A 2,430-nucleotide genomic window follows, 5' to 3' on the forward strand; every position below is an offset into this window, starting at 1 on the left:
ATGTACTGCTCTTGCAACTTTGGTACGAACTGTGATCCTAGTCCTTTGTCCCGTGCCGCTTGTCCCCACCGTTGGTCAAACTCCGAAATGAGACATTCGTATTCAAACCCGTTCCAGTAAAATCCCAGGTCGTTGCTGTCGTAACTAATTTGATTGCGAGGGACAACAATGTGAGCTACTTGCTCTCGCTTGTCCCCTTGATATCCGTACAAATTCACTGGTTTATGATGAATTTGGGGATAAAAACCCAGTCTTTGGAGAGCTTCAACTAAACACGATTGGTCTTTAAACTTGACTGCAATTTGAGAAAAGTGTGACATAGTTTATCCTTCAGAAATAGTCTTGTGCGCCGTCAATCCTGAGATGATGACAACGCACTTTCAACCAAAAGTATTAGTGATTTAAAGTCTTGGGCAAGTGTGCATTCGCTCAAGACTATTTTTTACCTAAACTTAAACGACATCACCGTAGCTTTCGACAGTCCCACGTCACCAGTCGCAAGTGCAAGCAAGTTGCGTTGTTCATCAAGCAGTTTGGCGCGAATATCATCCATCTTTTGTTGCAAATGACTACGCCCATCACTACCAAGATTCTTCGACTCAATCGCTGGGTCGGTGACAATCGAATCCAAATGCTCCATCATCTGCTGTAAACTGCTGCCAGCTTCAGGTGAGGCATTTGCCAGTAACACCCGCACTTTCATCAAGTGTTTTTCCATTTTCTTTTTAAACTGGATTGGCTTGCGTCCTGGCTCCCAGTCGCTCAATTCTTCAAGGAGTTGCGCCGCCAGTTGTTCACCGCCAGCTTGAGCAGATTCCCGTAGCCTTTGCTCCAGATTTTGGTCATACTGTTGGATGAATCGTGTGATTTGGTCTAAGCATTCGGCTTGTTTCTGGTCGAGTTGTTCAGAGAGGGCAGGGATAATCACCGGGCGACCAATAACGACTTGCAAATAGTCTTCGAGGTCGGTCAGAGTCGGAAATGCTCTTAGCAAGTTAGCTTTGACTGATTCTTGCTTATCCTGCGATAATTCCCAAGTATGGAGTGAGAGGAACTGGTCAATTCGCTCTTGATAATCAAGAAGTCCCGCTTCGTAATCAGCTTTTAATTGATTACGCAGTCCAGGGGCAATATTATCCCTAATATTAAGCAGTTGGCTCCAAACGAGTGGAGCCAAATCAATCGGACAGACCCAATCACCAGTATCACTACTCATCCACTCTTGAACCGAAGCAATCTCTTGCCTCAATTGGGCAGCAGCTTCATCCAACTTCTTGAATACCTTAATGCCACGCAAACCAACTTCGGAATTAGTAACTTTAACGAGGTCTGATTCAATTTCAGAAACTTCAGCTTTTAGCACATCTGCCCATTTAGGAGCGGCGGATTTTGTACTTTTCTTTAACTGAATACGAAATCTGATGCGGGTTTTATTCAGTTTCGAGAAGTTCAGATGTTCAACTGTAGCATTTTGGAGAAAAGTTTCCGTTTCGGTGTGAGCGATTGCCTGTACCATGATTTAATACCTATTAATTTTCAGCGAAATTCAGCGTAGCTGATTCATTATGTTGCAGTTAATCAGCTACACCTGTTAACAAAAGTCAAAAAAGGACGCTTGGATGTCTGTAGCCTCGTGGAAGAGTAATTGTTGGTTGCATTTTCGTTACTTTTACTTTGATTAATTGGTTAAATCAGCAAAATTTTCACAGATAAAGATGCTGATTGTTGCTAACTTTTTTCAAACCACCCATTACGTTGAAGCTCGCATTCAGTCATCCATTTTTCATTGACCAAAGACACCCAGACGCAAGACTCATCTCGTTGTGTCTGTATAACTTCACCAGTTTTTTGGTTTTGCAGTACGATTTTTTTATTCATGATGATGAGATGATGAAAAGTCTGGTTTTTTTTTCACAGCACAGTTAGCTGTAGATAAGACTTGAGCAATTTCTCGCAGTTACCCAAGCCCTATTTACAGCTAATTAAAACACCATTTCTGACGCCGCCTTGACACAAGCTTTAGCCTGTTTACTGACCTCTCGCCAATTGGTCTGCTCGTTATAACTAGCAATCACCAATTCAGACCCTACCCACACCCGACAGAACAACACACTCTCGTCTGTTCCTGCCTGTGGTTGAATTGTCAGGGGAGAATAAAGTTGCTGTGGTGTCAATAAAGAAACTGCGGTTAACAAACCTTTGGAAAAGTGTGTATCATGTCCTGACTCCAAGATATAGAGTCTGTCAGCCTGGATTGTAGCAAGCAGTTTGTGAACTTCTTTACCCCGCCGCTCACACTTTTCAAAGCGTAACTCTTTGAGATATCCAGTTAAGGCACTTTGAGCAACAGCACTTGGTTCACCGTTCGCCATAATGTACCACAGCGAACCATTGTGGCGATTGCAGTAGATTTTGCAACTGCCAGCTTCA

At 43.1% G+C, this 2,430-nt stretch carries 3 protein-coding genes; all 3 read right to left on the reverse strand.

All coding sequences use genetic code 11. The annotated features are described in order from the left end of the window. Positions 1 to 320: DUF1257 domain-containing protein (locus F8S12_RS35070; RefSeq protein ID WP_196520873.1), on the reverse strand; the 320-nt coding region annotated here is incomplete at its 3' end. Positions 321 to 442: 122 nt separating this feature from the next. Continuing rightward, positions 443 to 1,516 carry a hypothetical protein gene (locus tag F8S12_RS35075; protein WP_196520875.1) on the reverse strand — a complete coding sequence of 358 codons (1,074 nt, stop codon included), beginning with the start codon at positions 1,514 to 1,516 and terminating at the stop codon, positions 443 to 445. A gap of 466 nt (positions 1,517 to 1,982) precedes the next feature. Next, a partial coding sequence (locus F8S12_RS35080) for a hypothetical protein (protein WP_196520878.1) occupies positions 1,983 to 2,430 on the reverse strand: 448 nt, incomplete at its 5' end.

Origin of the sequence: Nostoc sp. WHI (genome assembly GCF_015714725.1) — a bacterium.
Lineage (GTDB): Bacteria > Cyanobacteriota > Cyanobacteriia > Cyanobacteriales > Nostocaceae > Nostoc.

Excerpts from the sequence above, each read along its gene's own strand:
- F8S12_RS35075 (WP_196520875.1), bottom strand. The coding sequence starts at position 1,516 with ATGGTACAGGCAATCGCTCACACCGAAACGGAAACTTTTCTCCAAAAT.